Source organism: Shewanella sp. ANA-3, assembly GCF_000203935.1.
Lineage (GTDB): Bacteria > Pseudomonadota > Gammaproteobacteria > Enterobacterales > Shewanellaceae > Shewanella.
The window spans coordinates 2,989,792-3,013,841 of the sequence record NC_008577.1 but is presented as its reverse complement, the minus strand read 5'-3'; the positions used below and the strand labels follow the sequence as shown (position 1 = coordinate 3,013,841).

Sequence of the window (24,050 nt, the reverse complement as noted above, 5' to 3'; positions counted from 1 at the left end):
ATTAAGAGTACAAAAGATCACTCAATTCGGAGCCGGTTGATTGAACTGGGTTAGGATCGCAAAGCCAAAGTCAGAGGCCTTAGAGAAACAGTCCAGCCGAGTGTTACTCACTCGGTTGAACTGATATTTGGCTGAGTTTAAATTGGGCCAAGCTAAGATGTGCAGAACAGAGCAGAGCAGAGCAGAGCAGAGCAGAGCAGAGCAGAGCAGAGCAGAGCAGAGCAGAGCAGAGCTTGCATCACGAGTGCATTGTGATTGAACAACATTAGCCGTGGCTGATAGTGATGCTCTCTGTCACCAGTGCCTCGCTTTGATTGGCATGGGGCGGTGCAATCGTTGCCGCCACTTGCTTCATCGCCTGAGTCAGCCTTGTGAGCTGTGAAGAACTAATCACATAGGGCGGCATAATATAAATCAGGTTGGCAAAGGGGCGCACCCATACGCCTAAGTCGACAAATTGCTGTTGCAGTGCGGCGGTATTGACCGCTTGGTGCATTTCGAGCACGCCAACCGCGCCGAGCACGCGCACCTCTTTCACGCTGGGAATATCGATGGCATCGGCAAGCTCGCGCTGCATTTGCTGCTCGATGGCGGCAACCTGTGCTGGCCACTCCTGCTGATTGATTAAATCTAAGCTGGCGCAGGCGGCGGCGCAGGCGAGGGGATTGCCCATAAATGTCGGGCCATGCATAAAGACACCTGCGGGCGATTGGCTAATGCCTTGGGCGACGTTATCCGTGCACAAGGTGGCGGCAAGACTGATATAACCGCCCGTTAACGCTTTGCCCAGGCAGAGAATGTCGGGCGTGATGTCGGCATGCTCATAGGCAAATAACTTACCAGTCCGCCCAAAACCCGTGGCGATTTCATCGAGAATAAGCAGCACATTATATTCATCACACAGGGCACGCAGGCCGCGTAAATACTCGCTGCTGTAGAATCGCATTCCCCCAGCGCCCTGCATAATCGGCTCGATAATCACGGCGGCAATCTCTGGATGTTGCTCGCGTAAAATACGTTGCATTGGCGCTAAATCATCTTGGCGTAATGGCTCACCGAAGGGTGTTTGCGGCGCGTCGACAAAACACTGCTTCGTGACGGCTTCGCCAAACATGGTATGCATGCCACCTTCGGGATCGCAGACACTCATGGCGGCAAAAGTATCGCCATGGTAACCCTTCTTCACCGTAAGAATGCGCTGTTTTTGGGCCTTTTGCGCTAAAGGCAAATCTTGCCCCTGCCAATATTGCAGCGCCATTTTGATGGCGACTTCGACGGCAATTGAGCCTGAGTCGCAGAGAAAGACTTTAGTGAGGGGCTCGCAGGTCATCGCCAGCAGTTTTTTGCAGAGTGTAATGGCGGGCTCGTGGGTAATGCCGCCAAACATCACATGGCTAAGTTGGTGCAGTTGCCGCTCCATCGCCGTTAATATCGCTGGGTGTCCGTAACCATGTACGCAGGCCCACCAGGAGCTGGTGCCATCGATAAGCTTACGGCCATCGACCAATTCCAGCTCGCAGCCTTGTGCACTGTGTACCCCATAAACAGGAAGTGCGCGGGTCATGGAGGTATAAGGATGCCAAATATGGGCGCTATCAAAATCCAAATCGAGTAAATTGCGCATAAAAGCTCACAGCGTTGATTGAAAATTAATCAGTGGTAAACCTGTATCACTGGTTGGCGTTGACAGTTTAAGGGCTGAGGTTATCCTAGCCAAGGTAAAATACAAAAATAAAAGGGTGTTCAATGTCGCAGTTGCAAGTTCGTCATGATTGGAAGCGGGAAGAAATCGAAGCCTTATTTGCGCTGCCGATGAATGACTTATTATTTAAAGCACACAGTATCCACCGTGAAGTGTACGATCCTAACGAAGTGCAGATCAGCCGATTGCTGTCGATCAAAACTGGTGCTTGTCCTGAGGATTGTAAATATTGTCCGCAGAGTGCGCGTTACGACACTGGCCTTGAAAAAGAGCGCCTATTGGCGATGGAAACCGTATTGACCGAAGCGCGCAGTGCCAAAGCCGCGGGCGCTTCACGTTTCTGTATGGGCGCCGCATGGCGTAACCCGAAAGATAAAGACATGCCATACCTCAAGCAAATGGTGCAAGAGGTCAAAGCCCTCGGCATGGAAACCTGTATGACCCTTGGCATGCTAAGTGCTGAACAAGCCAACGAGCTGGCCGATGCAGGTCTTGATTACTACAACCACAATTTAGATACCTCGCCTGAATATTACGGCGATGTGATCACGACCCGTACCTATCAAAACCGTTTAGATACCTTAAGCCACGTGCGTGCATCGGGCATGAAAGTTTGCTCTGGCGGTATTGTTGGTATGGGCGAAAAGGCCACAGACCGAGCGGGCTTATTGCAACAACTGGCTAATTTGCCTCAGCATCCCGATTCTGTGCCCATTAACATGTTGGTCAAAGTGGCGGGTACCCCCTTCGAAAAACTCGATGATTTAGATCCGCTCGAGTTTGTCCGTACTATCGCCGTGGCGCGTATTTTAATGCCTAAGTCCCGTGTGCGTTTATCGGCTGGCCGTGAAAACATGACTGACGAACTGCAGGCCATGTGTTTCTTTGCTGGCGCGAACTCGATTTTCTATGGCTGCAAGCTGTTGACTACGCCAAACCCTGAAGAAAGTGATGATATGGGCCTGTTCCGCCGTCTGGGATTACGTCCTGAGCAGGGTGCTGCCGCGACTATCGATGATGAACAGGCGGTATTAGCCAAAGCTGCTGCCCACCAAGATAAAGCCTCGGCACCTTTTTATGATGCGGCGGCGCTGTAACTAAGGCTTATCGCCACAGTAAAACTTGCTACGTTGGACTTGCGTTTTGTTAAGTGGCGAAGCGCAGGTTCCAAAGGATGATGCGGGCGGTGAGACTCAGCGAGCATTTGAGTCGTCGTTATGCCGAGACTGAACGAAAAACCAGTCAAGACGCCGAGTAAGCCAGCAAAGTAAAATACACAGCAAGAAAAGTTGAGCAAGAGAAATTGAGTAAGAAAAGTTGAGTAAGAAAAAATGAGTTCACCACTCACCTCAAAACTGGGTTCAAAAATCCTCGCCCGTCAGCAGGCGTTAGCCGAGCAAGGTTTGCTTAGGCAGCGTCAGGCATTGTCGAGCGCGGTAGCACTCAGTGAGGATGGTCCCCAGTTTGGCTTAGCGGAGCAGCACTATCTTAACTTCAGCAGTAATGATTACTTAGGCCTTTCCCGTGCTCCCGCATTGGTCGAGGCGCTGCGCCTTGGCGCTAAGCAATATGGCGTTGGTAGCGGCGCATCACCGCTGGTGACGGGCTACAGCGAGGCGCATTTGGCGCTAGAAACTAAGCTGTGCCAGATAACAGGATTTGAGGCGGCGCTACTCTTTAGCTCAGGGTTTAGTGCCAATACTACCTTGTGTAAAACCTTGTTCGATAAGCAGGATGTGGTGCTGGCCGATAAACTGGTTCATGCATCGATTATCGATGGATTACGCGATAGCGGCGCGGATTTTAAGCGATTTTTGCATAATTCCACCGAAAGCGCCGAGCGTCTATTAGCGAAGAACGCTGTATCTGCCCTGATCACTGAGAGTGTGTTCAGCATGGATGGTGATATTGCGCCGATTTCGGCGTTATCCGCACTTTGCCGAGCACATAATGCTTGGCTAATTGTCGATGATGCCCATGGCTTTGGCGTTGTTGATGCTGTGAGTGTTCAAGCTGAGTCTACTCCAGCTTCAAACCTTATCGATATCCAGATAGTGACCTTTGGTAAGGCGTTAGGCTGTCAGGGAGCCGCGATTCTTGGTTGTCGGCAGTTGATTGAATTTCTGGTCAGCAACGCACGGGAATATATCTATTCCACCGCCTTGTCGCCCGCCAATGCGGCCCTTGCCTTGGCCGCTGTTGAATACACTGAGGCCCATCCTGAGCTTAAGCAAAAATTGCAGCGCAATATCTTATTGTTCAAGCAGTTGTGCCAAGATGCTGACATTCCACTCCTAGGTAGCGACACGGCGATTCAACCTTTGATTATTGGTGATGCGACGCAAACCATGCGGGTGGCGGAAAAGCTAAAGGCATTAGGCATTTGGGTCGGCGCTATTCGCCCACCCACAGTGCCGGTCGGCTCGGCAAGATTGCGCATTACCTTAAGCGCATCCCATAGCGAGGCGGTAATAAGGTGCTGTGTCAGTAGTATTGCCACTGTGCTGAAGGAATGCGCACTGCCCAGGGTTTCTGAGCGGCCTGAAGGGTAAGCCTGCGTTTGATTCAGAATATCCGGTGAATGGCAGGGCACTTCAATGCTCGGTATTGAGTTCTTGAGAGTGAAGAGCTTGAAGATAAGAGCTTGAATGTAAGAGTCTGAAAGTAAGAGCTTGAAGATAAAAGCTTCTAAGTAAAAGTTTGATGTTAAAGTGAGAATAATTTGTGATGTCTATGCCGCTTGGCGTGAGTGTACATTCCCATCCATCTGCCAGTCAGGTCGAGCATATTGCCGATAGGTTTTCTGCTGCGGCCAAGCGCTACCAAGAGCATAACTGTTTACAGCGTTTAAGCGGCGCGAGTTTGTTGCAGGGATTTGCTGCCAAGGGCGCAATTCTTGATATTGGCGCGGGGCCGGGGACCGATTTTGCCGACCGTGCAGTGGGTGACAATATCAAGGTTTATGCCCTCGATATCGCCCTCGGAATGCTGCAACAACTTCAAGTGACTTTCCCTCGGTACCAATGTGTGTGCGGTAATGCCGAGCAACTCCCCTTTGCCGATGGGAGTATCGATAGTATTTACTCCAATTTAGCCCTGCAGTGGTGCCATGATTTTTCGGCTGCGACCAGTGAAATGGCCAGAGTCTTAAAACCCGGTGGAGAAGCGCACCTGAGTATTGTGGCCGAAGGCAGCCTGGCGCAGTTATCCCATCTTGGTTTGAGGGTGAACGGTTTTCAATCCCTTGAAAGCTTACAAGTCGCCTTTGATACCTCTGATTGGCAACTGTTTGATGTCCAACTTGTGCCAATGACCGTCTATTTTCAAGATCTTAAAACCTTGCTCTATTCCATAAAGGGTGTGGGCGCATCGGTGCAATCGTACATACAGACCGAAAACTCTTCAGATGTCGATGCTCACTTAGGCAAATTGCGGGGCCGCCGCGATTGGCTGGCACTACAACAACGCGCAGAACTATTCCGTGAGGCTCAGGGCCTGCCTTTAACCTATCAGATCGCTCAATTTTGTGTGCGCCGCCAAGACGATAGGGTGTAAGGCTCGTCGTTTAGTTTTGAGCGCGTGATTGACCATGGACTAATAAGGAAAACGCATGTTTTTTGTAACAGGTACAGATACCGACAGTGGTAAAACCTTAGTGTCGACGGCACTGTTAACCGCATTCAATCGTGAAGCTGCTCGCACAGGCGCTGCGCACTTAAGCCTTGGGGTAAAACCTGTGGCCTCGGGATGTGAAACCACAGCGCAGGGCTTACGCAACAGTGATGCGTTAAAACTGATGTCGGCCTCATCTTTAAAGCTCAGCTATGAGCAGGTCAATCCGATAAGCTTTGAACCCGCCATCGCGCCGCATATTGCCGCAAAACAGCTTGAGGTTAATTTATCTCCAGAGGCGATTTTGGCAGAACTCGACAGACAAGCCTTTGAGCAGGCTGATTTTTGCTTGATAGAAGGTGCGGGTGGCTGGCGTTTGCCCTTAGGGGACGGGCGTTATTTATCGGAATTAGTGCAGCAACTTAATTTGCCAGTGATCTTGGTTGTGGGAATGAAACTTGGCTGCTTAAATCATGCATTATTAACCCAAGAGGCGATAATCGCCGATGGCTTAACCGTGGCGGGTTGGGTGGCAAATTGCGTCGATCCCAATATGAGCGTGTTTGATGAAAACTTAGCATCGCTTAAAGAGATGATGACATCGCCTTTCTTAGGTTGTGTTCCACATCTTAAGCAGGCTGATGCAGAACATGCCGCCCATTTTATCGATATTCAAGCTTTGTTGATGAAATAACCCATTCAAAAATACGTGTGATATAAAAAAAAGAGGCCATACAACCTCTTTTTTGTTATTGAGTGTTTAATTTGTTGTGACTAAAACTTAACTCGGTAGCCAATATTAAAGGCGATGTCAGTGCTGTTATCCATATTGAAATAATTTTCAACGACGGAAAACTCAATTGCACTTGTGTCTAAGTAATAACGGTAGCCGAGTAATATTTCATTTGACGCCTTAGCGAAATCGTTTTCAGTTTCTAATAAACCTTGGTAATGATGTAACTCAATTAACCAGCCATGGCGACCCGTGATATATTCATAGCCGAGATTGACTGAATAGGCATGATTATCGTAGCGGATCCCCGAGAGCACTTCATTGCCCTGCCTAAAACTGACTGCGGCGCTAGAATGAAAATGATGCTTCTCGTAACGGAAGCTGTAATTTAACTGCAACGCTTGTTCAAAGGCTTCATTTTCAAAGGGACCTGAGTCCACATAGTTATAATATAAGCTACCACCTAAGGATAAACCCTGATGTTGGTTCTCAAATAATTGATAACCAACATAAAGCATAATGGCATTATTGAGTGTCTCACCCGAAATATCTTGTTGGTTTACACCATCTTTAGAAAATATTTGGTTTTGGTGTTTTGCCGTATCTTCACGACCATTTTGGCTAAAACCAAAAGCATCATGGAACCACATAGTTACCGAGTCTAAGTGATTATCGCCGCTAAAGCGCCAGTGATAACTTGTGTCTATCATCCATTTGTCATTGATTTGCCAAGTCAGTCCACCTTCGAGGGTGTTGTGGTAGTAATCGGCAAAATAATCATCGGTTTCAGCCCAAACACTGGCCGCACTTGCAGATAAGTGCAGCTCTTTTTGACCTTCAGGTAACGAAAACCCAGATCTAAGCATCGGCGTTAAACTGCCCGCTTGGGTCGGTGATTGTGCGTAGGTGCGTAAAGGACCGTAGTCACTAAAATCGACGGCAGTAGCAAAGGCATTCGGGACAAACAGCAAAGAAAGTGCAAAGGCTGGTTTTAGGTTTGAAAACGGCATAGCTTAAATATCCGTCTAGATAATGAGTTATCTAGATTCGATGGGTTGATGAAACAGGGTATTATCGACCAACAGTTACACTGATGATTAATATAGATGTTAACGTTAATTGTGGTATTAACATTTTGTTTGCAATTAAATCAGCGTATAGCAGAGTAAAACCAACGCAAGCCAAAACACTCGCCCAATTATTGGTAGTGAATATAAGGCAAGTAAGATACTTATCATTAACAATATTGTCGTTGGCTTACGAAAGTACGCAGCATTTAATGTGGGTAACTTCATTTTTTCTCTGACATATTCATGATGCGAAATATAACTAACACTGAATATGGTGATTGCAATAGATGGATATCTTGTAAAGAAGTGTATATAGCAAATATTCAGTTGCTGTGAAGGGGTAATATACCGTTGTGGAGTAGGGGAGTAAATCTTATGGGCGTGCTAAATAGGGCCGAAAATTGGAACTGAAGTTCCCTATTTTTGTTAGATAGAAATAATCCTAGATATTCCGAAGACGTTATTCTGCCCAATTTATCCGTAAATTAAGAAGCTGAATAGCTAAAGAGTTATGATGTTGCCACGAGTTGCTGAGAATATTTGAGGTAGAGCTCAACACTCGTTAGTGTAAAACATAGCGTAATAAAAAACGCCGTAAGTTCGGCGTTTTTATGGTTTAACGGATAGCTAGCTTATTTGCCTAGGGCCAATCATCACTGTTCCAGCGATACAGCCAAGTGGCGGCCACAGGTTTTTCATCTTTACGCAATTGGATGCGCAGTTCTGCCACATTGGTGCTTTCGGGCTCGAAAGTCACAAATACGCGGGCACCATTGATATCTGGATGAGCGACGATACGCGATGACAGAATTTTGCCCTTGCTGATACTGGCATCAATCACAATGTTCTCAATATCTTGTGGTTTGATATTGCTGTAATCGATAAGCAACTCTTTACCTTTGGCTTGCTTTTGTCCTTTTGAGCTGCGAACCACTCGCGCCTTAGTGTTAGCACTGGGGCTATCGTTAGACGCAGTGATGCGATAGGAGTAACGATAGGGTTCACCTTGCTTCAATCCGCCCTGAGGCTCCCAGTAAGTGACTATATTGTCGTTGGTTTCGGCGCTCGATGGGATCTCAAGAAGCACTAACTGACCTTTACCCCAATCGTTAAGCGGCTCAATCCAAGCGGAAGGGCGCTGCTGGTAGTTTGCAGTCAGATCTTGATAGTAATCGAAGTTACGATGGCGTTGGATTAAGCCAAAACCCTTAATATCTTCATCGCCAAAGGCACTGATCTGCAATTTATTAGGGTTATTGAGCGGGCGCCATAAGCGCTCACCGTTACCGCGATCAATTTGTAATCCTTCGGAGTTATGTACCGCTGGGCGATAATCTGGCTTATCCGGCGTATCTAAACCACCATAGAGGAACATTGAGGTCAGTGGTGCAATCCCTACATGGGTAATATCACGGCGGGGGAATAGGGTGACATCTACCTCGACCCGTGTTGGCGCGCCAGGGTAAATACCGAAGCGATAGGCACCAGTAACGCTCTGACTGTCCAACAGCGCATGCACCACAATCGCCGTTTGATACTTAGACGGACGCTCTACCCAAAAACGTTTGAATAATGGGTATTCCTCACCTTTAGGTTGAGCGACATCGATAGCTAATCCACGGTTCGATAAACCATAGGTTTGCCCTTTAGACAGTGCTCTAAAGTAGCTCGCGCCTTGGAACATGATGAACTCATCTTTTACCTCATCATCATTGATGGGGTAGTGCAGGCGCACGCCGGCGTATTGGCCAACCTGAGTCAGTAATTTCTCTATGGTATCGTTTGGCACACTAAAGGAGGATTCGGTTAATTCGATAGGAAATGCATGGCTGTTTTCAACCACATCGATATCGACTAGGTTTTTGTATAAAAAGCCGGGGGCAAACAGTTGTACCGAAAACTTAGTGGGGGTTCCGCCCCAAATCGCGGCGTTTTCTTGATAATTGATTTTGCCATAGGTGGCGTAATCAAGATCGATTAGCTCCTTGGGAGCTTTTCTCGCTTCTTTAAACGGTTTTTGAGCCAGTTGCTGGGCAAGTTCAACCACAGTGTCATGGGAGAACATCTTGGCTTTTTTCTCTTGAGTGGCATCGGCGCCATAGGCAGTAAAACTGCTGATGCCGAGTGTACAGGCGAGTAACGAACCGAGAAAAAACCTCGACTTGGCCGCTTTTGGGCGCGAGATAGGGGTGAAATGATTGAATGTTGAATGCAGTCGCAAAATAGAAACTCCTCACTTTAATGGGCTAAGGCGAGAGACTCGCACTTAATGACTTGCCCAAAACTCCCGATTTATAAATAACTTAGAAGGCTTTTGTACGGGAAGTGCTCAGGGGTGAATAATAATTTAATCTTGTTTATCAAAGTGTTCGACAACGAAATTAGAGCAGTTACTTAAGTGGTGCAAGTCTTTTCTCCCGCGGGATAAGTGTTTGCCTTATCGGTTAAAACACTTGCTGGCTGGTGTTATCACTTGGGATATTGTTGATTTCCGTCCTCACTGCGCGCGGTATCCTTGCCTCTGTATACGACATTTTGCGGCATGTTATCGGCCAGCCAGCTTGATGACACACTCATCACACTCATGCTCGGTGGCCGATAGTAGCAGATCCGCTTAGGCAATGCCGCCGCATAGATCTTATTTCAGCAAATGGGATAAATCGCTGCCGACAGGGATCGGGATTTCTTGCTGCTCACCGCAGAATAAATAGGCCGGATTGTCACCTAGCAGAGATAAGGTGTCTCCCTGACGCCAAAGTGCGCTGCCTTCGACAATACCCACAACCGGCGTGATGGGATCGACACGAGTGAATTCGAGCAAACGTTGGGCGCGGGTTTCGCCGTTATGTCCCGGAGCGCGATAATTCGAATAATGTGGATTTAACTGAAACGGCACGATATTTAACGCGGTAAAAGACGGTGGCTCAATAATCGGCATATCGTTGGTGGTGCGAATACTCAATCCGGAGACATTAGAGCCCGCGCTCCAACCAATATAGGGTTTACCATTCTGCACTTCTTCACGGATAAGATGCACTAAATCATACTTATAGAGCTCGTGCAGTAAATGGAAGGTATTGCCGCCACCGATCAAAATGCCGTCGGCATCTTTAATCGCTTGGCGCGGATCAGGATGCTGGTGAATGCCGCTGATATCGAGCCTAAGTTCGCTTAATCCCGCCACGACTGAGGCCAAATAAGTGTCATAACTCATACTGACACCAGCATAAGGGATAAAAATCCATTTTTGGGCGTTAGCGGTGAGCGGCTTGATAAAGGGAAGCGCATGGGAAAGGTAAGGCGTATCACCGACGCGAGAGCTGCTCAGCAGTAGGGCATTGATTGTCATTTTTTTATCCTGAAATCTCGGAATGTGCTGGCATGTTAACAAAGTTTAATCGCGATAAACATAGATAAACACACATGAATTTGGCTGTAACGCTGACAGCGCCTAGATTTAAGTTTGGATTAATACATTGTCCCTAGACTCACGAGCCATGAAAGGCAATGTCTAAATTGAGAGAAAAATTAGCGAGTAGAAAAACTCTTATCTTTACCCCTTGAATTTCGATTAATTGGACATATTATGTCTTTGAGCAAAGTTAAATGGCATATGTTTGCCGTAAAGGAGCTGAAATGAAGCGTATTTTTTTATTAATTGCGACTAACCTAGCCGTGTTGCTGGTAGCCTCAATTGTGATGTCTATTCTGGGCGTGAATACGTCGACTATGGGTGGACTGCTTGTGTTCGCTGCGATTTTTGGATTCGGCGGAGCCTTCATCAGCTTAGCCATTTCAAAATGGATGGCGAAAAAGACCATGGGCTGTGAAGTGATCACCACTCCCCGTGATAGCACAGAGCGTTGGTTATTAGACACTGTTGCCCGTCAAGCGCAGCAAGCTGGGATTAAAATGCCAGAAGTGGCAATTTACCAATCGCCAGAGATGAATGCCTTCGCCACAGGCCCAAGCAAAGACAACTCATTAGTTGCCGTGAGTACCGGTCTGTTGTATGGCATGAGCCAAGACGAAGTTGAAGGCGTACTCGCCCACGAAGTGAGCCACGTTGCCAACGGCGACATGGTGACCTTGACCTTAATTCAAGGCGTGGTGAACACCTTTGTTATCTTCGCGGCACGTGTTGTTGCGGGCATTATCAACAACTTCGTCTCGAGCAACGATGAAGAGGGTGAAGGTTTAGGCATGTTCGCCTATATGGCGGTCGTGTTTGTCCTCGACATGTTGTTTGGTATCTTGGCCTCGATCATCGTGGCTTACTTCTCACGTATCCGTGAATACCGTGCTGACGAAGGTGCGGCGCGTTTAGCGGGCAAACATAAGATGATTGCAGCGCTTGAGCGTTTACGCCAAGGCCCTGAAAGCTCGGCAATGCCAGCACAAATGTCGGCTTTTGGTATTAACGGTAAGCGTTCAATGGCTGAGCTGATGATGAGCCACCCGCCATTAGAGAAGCGTATCGCCGCCTTACAAACTCGTTAATCGAGTTCAAAAGTTCACAAAAAGGAGACCTAGGGTCTCCTTTTTTATTGGGGCTTTTCTTTTGCTGATGACTAGGCTAGGGAGGTTTTTAGTTGTGACTTTTAGGTTGTGGCAATGTAAAACTCTTATATAAGCATGTGGTTACATGATGCAGCGCACATTTTACTCCTCGGTATATTGATAAAGTTACTTTGCATAAGATTGGGTTGCTTATTGCTCAATCCTTAGCTAAGTTAAATCGAGTCGTGCTATTTACATTGGTTGCGAGATGGAAGTCACCCTGACAAGAATTTCCACTGTCAATCGCCATTGGAGGATACAATTGTGAGCAAAAAACTATTAAGTGCGCTTTTCGGGGCAAGTCTTGCAGCGCTAGCGCTGTCACCAACCGCATTTGCCGCGGATCAAAAATTATCAGACTTCCATGCAGAATCTGGTGGTTGTGAAAGCTGTCATAAAGACGGTACACCTTCTGCTGACGGTGCTTTCGAATTTGAACAATGTCAAAGCTGCCACGGCTCTTTGGCTGAAATGGACGCGGTACACAAGCCACACGATGGCAACTTAGTGTGTGCTGACTGTCACGCGCCACACGATATGAACGTAGGTCAAAAACCTACCTGTGAAAGCTGCCATGACGATGGTCGTACTCCAGAATCTATCCTGAAGAAGTAATCCTACTTCGGCATCAGTTTGATAAAAAACGCCAGCAATTGCTGGCGTTTTTTATAGGCATGATTGATCTCACTCGTCCTTCGGTTGTCCTTGGATCAGTTTTTTGCCAGAAAACATGGCGGAAATGATCCCGGGTTGGCGTTTGATTTCGGTATAAATCACGGCAAACACATGCAGCACGATAAGGAGCATTAATAAGTACACGGCGTAAACGTGTACTTCACCGGCAAGTCCCTTCATGGGCTTGATAGCATTGGCTTTATCGGTATCTACGCCTGTAGCATCGTAGGGTTTTAAGCTACTTGGCTCAACATCCGCTGCGGCTAAGTAGCTTTGTACTGTGCTGCCGAGCGGCGGATAGTAAATATCAGTACCTGCGCGAATCAGGCCTGTGATCATTATGGTGACAAGCAAGAGCATGATGGCGAGTACGGCGAATTTCCCCTTAGGATTGTGGCCTAGATACTGGGGATTTTTACCCGCGGCAAGTTCCGCTTTATAGTTTTGTAACTCGTTCTTGCTATTGGCATTGGGGAACATATGGCTAAAGCGGGCGAATTTATTGCCCATAAAACCCCAAACTAGGCGGATCAGTAAATTAATTGCAAAGCCATAGCCAATGATGACGTGCAGGGTCTTAAGCCCAATTTTGCCGGAGAGTTCGGTAATGCCTAAGTTGCTGCGAAACATCATCATGCCGCCAACGATAAGCAGGGCGAGTACGAGGATGAGATTAATCCAGTGGAACAGACGCGTGGGTCTGTCCCACACGCGATAGGACTGCATTTCAATAGAGCTTGGCTGCGGGTTGGACATGGTATTTCCTTATGATTTGTGTTGATTTGATCTTACGCCTTTCTATTAAAAATAGCGCATTATTTTCAGTTTAAATTCAGCCTTCTGATTGACAATGCTCAGTGCTAAAGTTGCAGAAGTTTTTGATTTGCGTACGGTAAATATTTTTATCGTAAGTCTTTTGAATCTGTTTTATCTAATGCTAATATCGTGTGCACGGTAGACTTGGAAGTCTATTGAACGGATGTTGAAGTGGTATTGAGAGATGTTTCTCCTCTCAAAATGAATAATCGTTAACCAGACAGGGAGTGAGCAGGATGTTCAAAATATTACATTGGATTGTAGTGTCAAGATCGCAAGTTCTGATGGAATTGCTGGCCGGACGCTGGCCGCAGGAGTTTCTCGTTAAGCTGTCGCAAGTCAGCCCGGATGAGATGTGCGATCAAATCAAAGATAACCAAGCCTCTATGGTGGTGATTGATCTTTCCACCGTCGATCTTCAAAAAGCCTATCAATTTCAACGCTTGCTTGCCCGCGAACATCCGAGTGTGCGAGTTGTTTATATCCAGTTCCCTAAACAAGTTGATGCCCGCTTCTTAATGCAAGCCTCGACCACAGCAGGGGTGTTTTATCTGGATGCAGGATTGACTGAAATCAGCCTTGGCCTCTCCAACATCTTGCGCGGACACAGAGTGATCCCTATCCAATTGGTGAATGGGGTGAATGATGACTTTGGACTATTCGAAGATACCGAGCCATTGACCATCCGTGAGCGTGAAGTGTTACAAGCACTGCTGTCTGGCAGCACTAACCTCGATATCGCCAATCAATTGTTTGTCAGTGAGAGCACCATTAAGACGCACTTATACCGTGTATTCCGTAAGATTGGTGTGTCGAGCCGTGGTCAAGCCATCGCGTGGGCGCAAACCTATTTACACGATGTGGTGGTGTAATCCATTGTTGATGTATCGCTAAGCCAATATTCAATTGAGCAAACAAAGAATTAAATAAAAAGGGGCAATCGTCGATACGATTGCCCCTTTTGTGCTTTATGGGTTAAAGACTAATGCATTAAAAATTAGTGCATAAAAGGCTAATGCGTTGAAAATTAGCGACCCAACCAAGCCTGGAGTTTATCTTTATCTGTGATGCTTAAGGCAACTGTATCCTTTGGCGCCTCAGCAATAATCAGTTCTCCCGTCATCAATTCATCGCGTCTAAACCAATGTAGGCTTAAGCGTTGTCCGAGTGGGTATTGCTGAAGCTGCGCCTCAAATTGGCCTGTCACCTGCAGATTATCCGCCGCAATTAAGATATCTCCGGCGCTTAAGCCCGCAAGGTGCGCAGGGCTGCCTTGGGCGACAGTGGTCACTTTAAGGCCCATTGGCGCGGCTTGCGTCTTAGCGCCAAAGGCAATTTCATACCCTTTAGCCGTGCCACCGCCGACATCCTGTGCGCCATTGCTCGCGCGTAAGGTCAATTCAACCCCAAACTCGGCAAGTCGCGGCGCCAGTGGAATATCGTCGGTATTGTCTAAATAGGCGAAGAGATCTTGGCAATCACGCCCCAATAAGCGTTCAACAATCCTTTGATGGCATTCGTCTGTGGTGCCACGATTTTGCAGGGCATATTCCTGCCACAAAATGGTCATCACATCGTCGAGATTGTATTTACCTTGGGTTTCGCTTCTTAGTGTTAAATCAAGATACAGGGCAAACAGGGCGCCCTTAGTGTAATAACTGATAATGGCGTTTTGGGCGTTCTCATCCTGCTTATAGAACTTAGTCCAAGCGTTAAAGCTGGAGTCCTTAATGCTTTGTTTAAAGCGGCCTTGACTGCGATATACCCTTGTAAAGGTTTCGCTCAGCATATCTAAGTAGCTTTGCTCATCGACTAAGCCTGCGCGATAAGTGAGGAAATCATCATAATAGGAGGTGATGCCCTCATAGGCCCACAGCTGCGGCGTATAGGCTTCCGCCTCGAGTTGATAGGGTAAGAAGCATTCTGGCTTGATGCGCTTGACGTTCCAGCTGTGGAAATACTCATGGCTGCAGAGCGATAAATAGGTGCGATAGTCGTTATTAATCGGCGCATCCATCGACAGCGGTAAATCCTTGCGCGAGCACATGAGTGCCGTCGATGCCCTATGTTCTAATCCACCAAAACCATTGTCGAGCACTGTCGTCATAAACAGATAACGTTCAAAGGGCGCAGGCGTGCCAAACAGTTTGATTTGATACTCGCAAATTGCCTTTAAATCTTGGCAGAGTCTCGGCATATGGGCGCGGTGGCGACCGTTTAGTACGATATCGTGTCTGACTCCGCTGGCTTCGAAACTGGCTTGGGTGAATAGGCCCATTTCTACCGGATGGTCGATAAGATCGTCATAGCTTTGCGCGCAAAACTCACCAAAGGCAAATTCATCACCGCTTTGGCGTGTCATGCTGGTGGCAAGGCGCCACTCATTTAGGCTCGGCTCGGTCGGCGCCGCCATCGTCACGGTGTGTAAGCCTGCCTCAAAGCCGTGGGCGGCTAAAAATACACTGCTACCGTTAAAGAAACCGTGGGTCATATCGAGGTGTGCGGTGCGTACCGACAAGTCCCAAGCATAAACTTGATAGGTTAAGGTGAGCTGCGTGCTTTGATGTTCAACCGACCAGGTTTGTTTATCCAGCTGAGTGAGCGTAAGCGGCTCACCGTTAGCGCCTGTGGCTTTGAGGTCGATAATATTCTTAGCAAAATCCCGCACCATATAACTGCCAGGAAGCCACGCGGGCAGGCTAAAAACTTGCTTAGGGTGAGGCGTTTGTACCGTCATGGTGACGGCGAACAAGTGCGCCTTGGGATCGACGGGAATGATGTGATAGTGGATCATAATTTATCCTGTAAAACCGCTGCGTTTTAATGGGCGTCATGCTGCCAAAAATGCGCACAACAGGCAAATGAAACGCAAAATATCTGGAGACACAAAGCGTTGAATTGCTAGTATACTATCCCAATTAACCCAAGGAGGACTCCCCATGGCCGAAGAAACCATTTTCAGCAAAATTATCCGCCGCGAAATTCCCGCCGACATTCTGTATCAAGACGAGCTGGTGACGGCATTTAGAGACATTTCGCCAAAGGCGCCAACCCATATTCTGATTGTGCCGAATCATTTGATCCCAACTGCAAATGATATGAAAGCCTCGGATGAACCTGCACTCGGCCGGATGATGACAGTGGCGGCTAAACTCGCGGCTGAGGCGGGGATTGCCAAAGACGGTTATCGTTTGATCATGAACTGCAACAAACATGGCGGACAGGAAGTGTACCATATCCATATTCATCTCGTCGGCGGAGAGCCATTGGGACCCATGCTGAGCCAAGGTCAATGAAGGTTAATCCCGAGTTTTTTCCGCTGACTCAAATGGCGCAGCGATTTGTCGATCAGCTCGCCCAGTGCCGCCGCTTAGGGCTCACCGTGCTCGAGGCCAGTGAGCATCATGTACTGATTGAGTTGCCCTATAGCACTGAGTTAATTGGTTATCCCGATACAGGTGTTATCCATGGCGGGGTGATCACCACCCTGATGGACACCGCCTGTGGCAGCGCTGTAGTGAGTGCGATTTTTCAAAAATATCAATCCTTAGAGATTTCGCCCACCCTCGACTTACGGGTCGATTATATGAAGCCCGCCCAGCCCCATAAGCCAGTTTATGGCTTTGCCGAGTGCTATAAGTTGTCATCTAATATCGCCTTTACCCGCGCCATCGCCTATCAGGACAGCATTGATGATCCTATCGCCCATGCGGTGGGCTCCTTTATGCGCATCAGCCCCGAAATGGTAGGGGATGCCTTTAGGCAAGCCTTGATGGGAGAAGCCGTGCCGCCCTTAGGAGAGACAGATGAACTCAAATAAGCCGACCGAGCAGAAAACCCTCGATGTGCAGGGAATTGTAAAACGCGCCACCGAGCTGAACGACTTTGGTCATCTACTCGAACACGTGCCCTATGCTAAGTTTATTGGCATGAAGGTCGAGCGCTTTGGCGACGAGCTGATTTTCAAACTCCCCGCTAAGGACGACAATATCGGTAATCCAATCCTGCCCGCGATTCATGGCGGAGTGATTGCTGGTTTTATGGAAATGTCGGCCATAGTGCAATTAATGGTGTTTATGCAAACGGCAAAAGTGCCAAAAGTAGTTGATTTCTCCATTGATTACCTGCGTGCCGGCCTGCATAAAGACAGCTTTGCCGAATGCCGTATCACCCGTCAGGGTCGACGGGTCGCCAACGTGAATATCAATTGTTGGCAAACCAATCGTAAGCAGTTGATCGCAACCGCAAGGGCGCACTTTTTGATTGATTAATCGCGAGGGCGGGGCAGGATGAGCACGTTTTGCCGATGTGTACGTTAAGCATAAGTTCAGCTGGCGTCGCGTAGTGTCATTGCCCATCCGTTGTTCGGCACCTAGGTTTTTGTGAGTGAGGGAAAACAAAATGAAAGCAATTTACAGTGGATTAATCTTGGCAGCAGCACTGACACTCGGTGCCTGCACTAATACGGCGGGCATTTCGGTGAACTCACTGGGAGAAACCCGCGTCGATAACAACAGCTTCGCCCGTGATATCAGTGTTGAAGGGGTTGAGGCGCGCCGCGTTGGCGATCTTATCCAAGGTTCGGCCTTGATCGTCAGCAAGTCCTCAAGTGATATGCGAGTGCAATATAAGTTCACTTGGTATGATGCCAGCGGCTTTACCATCGAAGATGAAGCCACCAGTTGGAAATCGGTGAAATTACACGGTAAACAACAGCTGCAAGTGTCGGCCGTGGCCCCAAATGCACAAGTGGCGAAATTCGATGTTTATGTGCGCGAGACCTATTCAAACTAAGCTTGAATCATAGGGTTGAGTTGTCACTATCGCGTTAGAGCATTTGGCATTTCAAAGCTAAGTTAACGCGCGTTGATAAAGGCTTTCGCTCCATTTATAAAGACTTACGTTTTCAGGGCGTAAGTCTTTTGCTTTTATCTATCCTCATCCTCATCCTCATCCTCACCAACCCATCTTCCTTCTGCTCGTTTGTGCGGGATTGAGTTTGTCCCGTGACGGTTGCTACGCCGAGAAGCAAAGTTGCGATAACTAACTCAGTTCGACGGAAAAACTCAAACAGCGACAGAAAAGCGGACTTTAGTCCTAAAACTATTTCAGGGTTGAGCACTACTATCAGCATAATATTAGATGAGGATAGACCTATGACTGCGCACATTAATGCACAACCTACTGATTTTGCTGAAACTGTTATTATGCCTGGCGATCCGCTACGGGCGAAATATATTGCCGAAACCTACCTTACTGATGCCGTAGAAGTCACCAACGTTCGCAATATGCTGGGCTACACAGGTTATTACCAAGGGCAGCGTATTTCTGTAATGGGGCACGGTATGGGGATTTCCTCAATGGTGCTCTATGGCCATGAGTTGATTAATTTTTTTGGTGTGAAGCGCATCATTCGTATCGGCAGTTTAGGCGCAACCCAAAAACACGTGCAAATGCGGGATGTGATTTTAGCGCAGGCGGCGGGTACCGACTCACCCACGAATGCCAAGCGTAGCAGTGGCTATCATATGGCAACCTCGGCCACCTTTTCCTTACTGCACAAAGCCTATACCCAAGCCAATGAAAAAGGCATTAGCGTGAAAGTTGGCAACGTATTTAGTGGCGATCTTTATTATGATCCCGACGAAGATATGATCCCAGCACTGGAGCGTTTTGGGGTATTGGGTATCGATATGGAAGTCGCGGGTCTTTATGGCTTAGCGCATCAACAGGGCATTGAATCATTGGCCATTCTCACGGTATCCGATCATTGCCTAACGGGTGAGGAAACCACCGCCGAAGAACGCCAGTTATCCTTCAATAATATGATCGAACTTGCGCTCGCGACTGCGCTGAATTAGGTCTCTCGTTAACCTTTGCACCTTTCGCATTTCACGATGGAATGACAAAAATGAATAATAAAATCACCTTAACTGCCATTAGTTTTCTCGCGAACTTTATTATGGCGGGTTTTGCGACGCAATTTGGGATGTTGATAGAACCCATAGCGGAGAAGTTTGCGGCCGATGTGAATGATGTGGCTTCAATCTTCTCCTTACTTAATGGTGGCGCATTGGCAGGGACCATTGCCGCCTTCTTCTTTATTGAAAAGTTGGGCATCAAGCGGATCACCTTACTCAGTTACAGTCTAGTCGCGCTTTCTGCACTGGCATTACACCTTACCAGTTCGCTACAGCTAGTGATGGTGGCCATGACCTTAATTGGATTCTGCGGCGGGATTGGTCTGTGTATCGCTGGCACCATTGTGGTATCTGTATGGCAAGCCAAAATGCAGAGCACTATGTTAGTGGTGCAGGATGCGACCTTTAATGTTGCTGGGGTGGTGTTTCCGCTGATCACAACCTACGCCTTAACCAATGCCTTATCTTGGAGTTACAGTTACTTAGCCGTGGGTTTGGTTGCCTTAGGCACGGTGATTATTAGCTTATTCACCAATTTTTCTCTGTGCGAGCAATCATCGAATACGGAGGAGAAACAACAATCGGAGTGGAACTTCGGCATTATCAGCGGCGGTATCGGCTTATTTTTAGGCATGCTGGCGCTGTATACCTTCCTCACGTGGGCGCCGTTATTTGTAAAACAAAAATTTGATATCCCATTTGAGGAGGCGGGCAATATCATTACCCAATACTGGTCGGCCGCGCTGATTGGTGCCTTAATTTCAACCCTGATCGTGACCCGGGTAAAAATTCATCATTTCTTAGTTGGTATTATTGGTTCTGCCATGGTGATCACCTTCGTGATTGTGACTACCGATAAACTGAATTGGATTGCTTATTTAACCTATGGTTACGGCTTTGTCTGCGCGGCACTTTACAATGCATTTATTGCCTATGGCGTGTCGTTTGTGAAGCAAGCCAGCAGCAAGAATGTCTCCTACATTCTGATCAGTGGCAGTACGGGCGCCATGTTTAGTCCGGCGATCAGTTCGTTCTTCGAACGTATTATCGGCTTACAAACCGTGATGTATGTGATCCCCGTGCTTTATGCCGCAATCTTTATGTTGTTGATTGCATCGAGTCGGATGAAACCTGCCATGTCTGCACAATCACTTTCGGCAAGTTAAGCTAAAGGCCCATACTTGGTTGTTATCTGCCGAGTATGGGTGTTGTCGAAGTGGGTTAAATGCCTGCTTCGACAAAAGCTTTAAGTGCATCCAGGTTTTTAATCCGAATGCCTTCTTTTTTACGCTCGATTAAACCGCGCTCTTCCAAATGTTGCAGTGCCCTTCGATAGACTCTGTCTGTGGTACCAAAACGCTCCGCCTCTAAATAACGCTTACTAAAACCATCGACGGGTAAATCGTTTAAATACTCATGGTAGATATCGAATGCCACGTTATAGCTGATGGGATAAAGCAGCCTTCGGGTAAAAATATCGACGGTATCTTGGTAATCAATCGCTATGGCACTGGCAAAAAATAGCGCCAGTTGTGGGTGTTGGCCGAGTGAATGTTGCAACTTTTCGTTGCTAATTAGCGAAATCTCTAAGGGTTCGCTAGCGATAATGTCGAGCTGACACTGGTATTGGGTAAAAAACTCCATCTCACCAAAGAGCTGCGAATCACAATCGATAGTCCCTAATTGGAAACAACGGCCATTTCTGGCGGTGTGCCCCAGCGATACGCGGCCTTGCTTGACTAACACCAGAGAGTTTATGGCTTCACCTTGTGTCATCAGGTGAGCACCTTTTTTGAGCATTTTGATTTCGCTGATACAGCTAAGAATCACAGCTTCAATAAGAGGATAGTCCTGTTCCCATCGCTGGCTATAACGTCCCTTGGCTAACGGTTTTAGCTGCATTGAGTTGACCCTTCTACCATACTTAAAATCGTCGCCTTCTATAGCATTAGAAAGCATATTGGGTCAAATCAGCCAAAGGAGAGAAAAGCGTTTTTATCGGCTAATTGTGAGTCGCCAGAGGTTTCAACAAAGGCATTAATGGCGTGAGCTGTGTGTCATTTACTGATGTGCAGTGACAAGAGTGTCTACTTTATGATTTTCGTCATGTATACTTAGCGCCGCCAAGGGGTGTTTGCCAACAAAGTGGCAGACTGAGATGTCATCAGACGAACCCTTAGAACCTGATCCGGCTAATACCGGCGTAGGAATGGGCCAATCAACAGCACACTTCTGAATCGCTTATTCGTTGCCGGATCTCAAACATGTATTTGAGGTCCTATGTCTAACAAAAAGTTTAACAACAAGTCTTACACCCAAAAATCGACCAAGAGTTCCACCTTCTCCTTATCGTTAACGCGTGCGCCATTAGCGCTGGCCATTTCGGCGGCGTTAAGCACGGCCGCATGGGCGCAAACCGATGCTATCGATAAACCTGAGCCTAGCAATGATATGGAAATCATGGTGGTGACTGCAGATTTTCGCAGTGCCAGTTTAGAGAAAATGCCATCGAGCATTACCGTTATCGATGCCCAGCAAATTCAAGATGAAAGTGCCCAGCACTTTGAAGACGTGATGAGTTCTATCGCCAACTTTAACTGGTCGGGTGGCAGCTCACGTCCTAAGTATTTCCAGATCCGCGGCGTAGGTGAGCAGGAACAATATCAAGGCGCGCCTAACTCATCTGTAGGTTATATCATTGATGATATTGATTTATCTGGTATCGGCATGGTGTCGAGCATGTACGATCTGCAGCAGGTCGAAGTGTTACGCGGCCCGCAGGGCACCCGCTATGGCGCCAATGCGTTAGCGGGCTTGATTTACCTAAAGAGCAACGACCCGACCGATGTGTTTGAACATGGCGCCGAGGTCTCTTTAGGCAATGACGATTTGCAAACCTTCAGCGGTTTTAGCTCTGGGCCGTTAACCGATTCGGGCAAATTGTTATACCGCGTGTCGCTGCAGCAACATCAACAAAATGGTTATCGCGATAATCTCTATTTAAATAAAGAAGATACCAATGGTCGTGATGAATTTACTGGTCGCGCTAAATTACGCTGGTATGCCAGCGATAATCTGCAACTTGATTTAACTCTGCTGCATGCCGATTTTGATAACGGCTACGATGCCTGGAGCTTAACCAACGATCCTAAACATACTATTTCGGATCAGCCGGGTGTCGATAGCCAGCGCACCACGGGCGCTGGATTTAAAGCAACCTACTCGGGCGCAGAGTCTTTCGAGCTTACCTCGCTGACCTCATTTGCCAATACCGATCATCATTATAGTTACGATGGCGATTGGGCAAACCCTGAATATTGGGCATCCAAGCAATGTGATATTTATGATGCGGATTGGAATTCAATTGGAAAGTTACCTTGTGTTTATGATGCAACATGGTCAAAAGTGGGTCAGAGAAAAACGTTTACACAAGAATTACGTCTTACTTCAAGTGATGCTGGAAGAATATTTAACGAGTCTACAGATTGGTTAATTGGAGTTTACTTTTCGAGTTTGCAGGAAGACAACAGTCTGATCGACTATGCCAAATATAGTAATGGTGGTTTGAATCCCAGTTTTAAAGAAAGAACTAAATATTTAGACTCAACATATGATGCGCAAAATTACGCAATATTTGGTCAACTCGATATTGATATGAGTAATGATTATTTATTGTCACTTGGACTGAGGTTAGAGAATCGCTCGAGTGATTATAGCGATACAAATCTGGATGATTTTTCTCCATCAGAAACAATGTGGGGTGGTCATCTTGCTTTAAGTAAAGCACTTAGTGAACAGCATAATGCTTACATTCGAGTTGCTAGAGGATATAAAGCGGGTGGTTTTAATATGACGCTTCCTGCTGATTTCAGCGATAAAAAGGAGTTTAATACTGAAACTTTATATAACTATGAATTAGGTCTTAAATCCTCATGGTTATCAGGAGCGTTAAGTACAAATGTTGCTCTTTTTTATATGGATAGACAAGACCAACAAGTATCTGCATCTCAACAAAATCCTGAAGATTTAAGTGAGTTTATTCTTTTTATCGATAATGCCGGAAGTTCAAAAAACTATGGCTTAGAGATTGATGCTAATTGGTATATCGACAGTAATTGGCATTTATATTCTAGCGTTGGTTACTTAAATACAGCCTATGGTGATTATCAATACGAAGTAGCTGAAGACCAGTTTGTGGATTTAACGGGTCGCGATTTGGCCCATTCACCACACTTAACCTACAGCTTAGGCGGTACGTATCGTGCGAACTCGGGTTGGTTTGCCAACGTCAACATGAGTGGTAAGAGTGAGTTTTACTACTCAGACAGCAACGACTCGCGCTCTGAGCCATACACCATTGTGAATGCGCGCTTAGGTTACGAGGCGAGTGCTTGGTCGGCGTATTTATGGGGCCGCAACCTGTTCGATGAAGAATATGGCGTGCGTGGTTTCTATTTTGGTAATGAGCCGGATAACGGCTGGGCGGAAAAGCAATATATCCGCTACGGCGACCCACGCCAAATCGGGGTGACACTAAACGTTAAGTTTATGTAATCCCTTAAGAATGATACATCAGATGTCAGGCTGTGCTCGCTCATTGCGTCACCGCCTGACGATTGCATTATTAGCATTTGACCTAAGGAGTGAAGATGAAACTCACCGCCGAAATTAGCATGTATCCCTTTAATGAAAATTATCTCGATCCGATCAAATGGTTTATCCATCGCTTGGATAGTTACCCCACAATTCAACGTGTTACCAATGCCATGGCGACGCAAGTGTGTGGCGACTATCAAGACGTGATGGCAATGCTCGCGACCGAGATGCAAGCCGCCCATGAAAAATGGGGCAAAGCGGTGTTTGTATGTAAGTTTATTGGTGGTGAGCTGAATTTAGCCCATAGCGAGTAACGCCCTGAGTTAACTTGAACGCTAAAGCGAAGTGGTTCAAGCAAGCGATAT

General features: G+C 47.1%; 22 protein-coding genes and 1 riboswitch. Of the genes, 15 read left to right on the top strand and 7 right to left on the bottom strand.

Annotation, left to right across the window (positions count from 1 at the left end; genetic code table 11):
- Positions 1-265: 265 nt before the first annotated feature.
- Positions 266-1,624 carry an adenosylmethionine--8-amino-7-oxononanoate transaminase gene (bioA, locus tag SHEWANA3_RS13265; protein WP_011717436.1) on the bottom strand — a complete coding sequence of 453 codons (1,359 nt, stop codon included), beginning with the start codon at positions 1,622-1,624 and terminating at the stop codon, positions 266-268.
- Positions 1,625-1,746: 122 nt separating this feature from the next.
- Between bioA and bioB the strand changes: the two genes are divergently transcribed.
- The 4 genes from bioB (at position 1,747) to bioD (ending at position 6,008) form a co-directional block, all read left to right on the top strand.
- Positions 1,747-2,799: a biotin synthase BioB gene (gene bioB / locus SHEWANA3_RS13260; RefSeq protein ID WP_011623120.1), complete on the top strand. Its 1,053-nt coding sequence runs from the start codon at positions 1,747-1,749 to the stop codon at positions 2,797-2,799.
- 234 nt (positions 2,800-3,033) lie between these two features.
- Complete coding sequence (locus tag SHEWANA3_RS13255) at positions 3,034-4,254, top strand: 8-amino-7-oxononanoate synthase (RefSeq protein ID WP_011717435.1); 1,221 nt, start codon at positions 3,034-3,036, stop codon at positions 4,252-4,254.
- A gap of 175 nt (positions 4,255-4,429) precedes the next feature.
- The gene (gene bioC, locus SHEWANA3_RS13250) at positions 4,430-5,257 is read left to right on the top strand and encodes a malonyl-ACP O-methyltransferase BioC (RefSeq protein WP_011717434.1); all 828 of its coding nucleotides are present in this window, start codon (positions 4,430-4,432) and stop codon (positions 5,255-5,257) included.
- A gap of 55 nt (positions 5,258-5,312) precedes the next feature.
- The gene (gene bioD, locus SHEWANA3_RS13245) at positions 5,313-6,008 is read left to right on the top strand and encodes a dethiobiotin synthase (protein WP_011717433.1); all 696 of its coding nucleotides are present in this window, start codon (positions 5,313-5,315) and stop codon (positions 6,006-6,008) included.
- Between the two features lie 80 nt (positions 6,009-6,088).
- Here bioD and SHEWANA3_RS13240 read toward each other — a convergent pair whose 3' ends face one another.
- The 3 genes from SHEWANA3_RS13240 to pepE form a co-directional block, all read right to left on the bottom strand.
- Complete coding sequence (locus SHEWANA3_RS13240; protein WP_011717432.1) at positions 6,089-7,057, bottom strand: DUF3187 family protein; 969 nt, start codon at positions 7,055-7,057, stop codon at positions 6,089-6,091.
- Positions 7,058-7,757: 700 nt separating this feature from the next.
- Entirely contained in the window at positions 7,758-9,338 is a 1,581-nt protein-coding gene (locus SHEWANA3_RS13235) for a glucan biosynthesis protein G (protein WP_011717431.1), read from the bottom strand.
- A 417-nt stretch (positions 9,339-9,755) separates the two neighbouring features.
- Positions 9,756-10,466 carry a dipeptidase PepE gene (gene pepE, locus SHEWANA3_RS13230; protein ID WP_011717430.1) on the bottom strand — a complete coding sequence of 237 codons (711 nt, stop codon included), beginning with the start codon at positions 10,464-10,466 and terminating at the stop codon, positions 9,756-9,758.
- 287 nt (positions 10,467-10,753) lie between these two features.
- Between pepE and htpX the strand changes: the two genes are divergently transcribed.
- Together htpX and SHEWANA3_RS13220 are read left to right on the top strand one after the other, a co-directional pair.
- Positions 10,754-11,617, top strand: a complete 864-nt coding sequence (htpX, locus tag SHEWANA3_RS13225) for a protease HtpX (protein WP_011717429.1) — start codon at positions 10,754-10,756, stop codon at positions 11,615-11,617.
- 324 nt (positions 11,618-11,941) lie between these two features.
- Complete coding sequence (locus SHEWANA3_RS13220) at positions 11,942-12,292, top strand: cytochrome c3 family protein (RefSeq protein ID WP_011717428.1); 351 nt, start codon at positions 11,942-11,944, stop codon at positions 12,290-12,292.
- A gap of 69 nt (positions 12,293-12,361) precedes the next feature.
- Here SHEWANA3_RS13220 and SHEWANA3_RS13215 read toward each other — a convergent pair whose 3' ends face one another.
- Positions 12,362-13,108, bottom strand: coding sequence for a cytochrome b/b6 domain-containing protein (locus SHEWANA3_RS13215; RefSeq protein WP_011717427.1), 747 nt, complete (start codon positions 13,106-13,108; stop codon positions 12,362-12,364).
- Positions 13,109-13,404: 296 nt separating this feature from the next.
- Between SHEWANA3_RS13215 and SHEWANA3_RS13210 the strand changes: the two genes are divergently transcribed.
- Positions 13,405-14,040 (top strand): LuxR C-terminal-related transcriptional regulator, encoded by a 636-nt coding sequence (locus SHEWANA3_RS13210; protein ID WP_011717426.1) that lies wholly within the window; start codon positions 13,405-13,407, stop codon positions 14,038-14,040.
- A gap of 155 nt (positions 14,041-14,195) precedes the next feature.
- On the opposite strand, the gene SHEWANA3_RS13205 is transcribed toward SHEWANA3_RS13210, so the two are convergent.
- On the bottom strand, positions 14,196-15,962 hold the full coding sequence (locus SHEWANA3_RS13205; protein ID WP_011717425.1) for a PDZ domain-containing protein: 1,767 nt from the start codon (positions 15,960-15,962) through the stop codon (positions 14,196-14,198).
- Positions 15,963-16,107: 145 nt separating this feature from the next.
- Here SHEWANA3_RS13205 and hinT point away from each other — a divergent pair, with 145 nt between their 5' ends.
- The 6 genes from hinT to tsgA all read left to right on the top strand — a co-directional run bounded on the left by hinT (position 16,108) and on the right by tsgA (position 20,255).
- Complete coding sequence (gene hinT / locus SHEWANA3_RS13200) at positions 16,108-16,464, top strand: purine nucleoside phosphoramidase (RefSeq protein ID WP_011623075.1); 357 nt, start codon at positions 16,108-16,110, stop codon at positions 16,462-16,464.
- A complete protein-coding gene (locus tag SHEWANA3_RS13195) occupies positions 16,461-16,988 on the top strand; it encodes a PaaI family thioesterase (RefSeq protein ID WP_011717424.1) in 528 nt (175 codons plus the stop codon). Before hinT ends, SHEWANA3_RS13195 begins: the two co-directional genes overlap by 4 nt.
- Positions 16,975-17,439, top strand: a complete 465-nt coding sequence (locus SHEWANA3_RS13190; RefSeq protein ID WP_011623073.1) for a PaaI family thioesterase — start codon at positions 16,975-16,977, stop codon at positions 17,437-17,439. The genes SHEWANA3_RS13195 and SHEWANA3_RS13190 overlap by 14 nt, the downstream gene beginning before the upstream one ends.
- A gap of 130 nt (positions 17,440-17,569) precedes the next feature.
- Entirely contained in the window at positions 17,570-17,962 is a 393-nt protein-coding gene (locus SHEWANA3_RS13185; protein ID WP_011717423.1) for a YcfL family protein, read from the top strand.
- Between the two features lie 362 nt (positions 17,963-18,324).
- Positions 18,325-19,029, top strand: a complete 705-nt coding sequence (gene deoD, locus SHEWANA3_RS13175) for a purine-nucleoside phosphorylase (RefSeq protein WP_011717422.1) — start codon at positions 18,325-18,327, stop codon at positions 19,027-19,029.
- A gap of 50 nt (positions 19,030-19,079) precedes the next feature.
- Positions 19,080-20,255: an MFS transporter TsgA gene (gene tsgA / locus SHEWANA3_RS13170; protein WP_041412667.1), complete on the top strand. Its 1,176-nt coding sequence runs from the start codon at positions 19,080-19,082 to the stop codon at positions 20,253-20,255.
- Positions 20,256-20,310: 55 nt separating this feature from the next.
- On the opposite strand, the gene SHEWANA3_RS13165 is transcribed toward tsgA, so the two are convergent.
- Positions 20,311-20,991, bottom strand: a complete 681-nt coding sequence (locus SHEWANA3_RS13165) for a Crp/Fnr family transcriptional regulator (RefSeq protein WP_011717420.1) — start codon at positions 20,989-20,991, stop codon at positions 20,311-20,313.
- Positions 20,992-21,205: 214 nt separating this feature from the next.
- Positions 21,206-21,316, top strand: a riboswitch (TPP riboswitch).
- Positions 21,317-21,369: 53 nt separating this feature from the next.
- Here SHEWANA3_RS13165 and SHEWANA3_RS13160 point away from each other — a divergent pair.
- A complete protein-coding gene (locus SHEWANA3_RS13160; RefSeq protein ID WP_011717419.1) occupies positions 21,370-23,643 on the top strand; it encodes a TonB-dependent receptor in 2,274 nt (757 codons plus the stop codon).
- A 95-nt stretch (positions 23,644-23,738) separates the two neighbouring features.
- Complete coding sequence (locus tag SHEWANA3_RS13155) at positions 23,739-23,999, top strand: YkoF family thiamine/hydroxymethylpyrimidine-binding protein (RefSeq protein ID WP_011626476.1); 261 nt, start codon at positions 23,739-23,741, stop codon at positions 23,997-23,999.
- The last annotated feature ends 51 nt before the right edge of the window (positions 24,000-24,050 follow it).